At 47.3% G+C, this 848-nt stretch carries 1 protein-coding gene; it reads left to right on the top strand.

Going from position 1 to position 848, the window contains the following annotated elements; translation table 11 throughout:
* On the top strand, positions 1 to 848 hold an 848-nt coding region (locus PLA23_RS12870), incomplete at both ends, for an anaerobic carbon-monoxide dehydrogenase catalytic subunit (RefSeq protein WP_502883633.1).

The raw sequence follows: 848 nt of genomic DNA, 5'->3' as shown, positions 1-848 counted from the left end.
CGTGCAGGGCTGATGCTGCAAAAGATAAACGGGGAGTGTGTGGTATTACTGCAGATGGAATGGCAATGCGGATGATGCTGTTACGAAATGTTATGGGGGCATCCACGTACCAGTATCATGCAGCGGCGACCATCAGGACACTTCGAAAGACGGCCGAAGGAAAGGCACCATATTCAATATGTGAACCTGAAAAACTGATGGGATTTGCAACGCGGCTTGGTGTTGCAACAACCGGTTCAGATAAGGATATTGCATTGCGACTCTGTGATTATCTGGAGAAAGAATGGCATCTTTCGGGGTATGAAGAGTCGGCAGTAGTAAAAGCCCTCGCACCAGAGGAGAGACAGAATCTTTGGAGAAGTCTGGATATTTTTCCCGGAGGCATCTATTCAGAAATGATGATGGCAACCTCATCATCACTTACGAATGTGGACGGTTATTATGTCAGCCTTGCAAAAAAAGCCATGAGGATGTCAATTGCCATGGCATACCAGTCGCAAATAGTTCTGGAATACCTTCAGGACGTCATGTTTGGTATTCCAAGACCTCATATATTTCGAACAGATCTTGGCGTGCTTGACCCGGAATACGTGAATATTCTTCCAAACGGGCATGAACCATTCCTGGGATTTGCCCTTGTTATAACTGCCCGTGATCCTGTCTGGCAGGAGAAGGCCAGAAAAGCCGGAGCAAAAGGCATTCGGATTATTGCCAATATCGAAACCGGGCAGGAGATGATCCAGCGCTGGGAGATGGATGATGTATTCTATGGATATACCGGGAACTGGATCATGCAGGAAGCGATCCTTGCAACCGGAGCAGTTGATGTGTTTGTTGCCGATATGAAC

Origin of the sequence: Methanospirillum sp., from assembly GCF_035406105.1 — an archaeon.
Taxonomy (GTDB): domain Archaea; phylum Halobacteriota; class Methanomicrobia; order Methanomicrobiales; family Methanospirillaceae; genus Methanospirillum.
The sequence above is the reverse complement of the archived record's forward strand: the minus strand, read 5'-3'. Positions and strand labels throughout refer to the sequence as shown.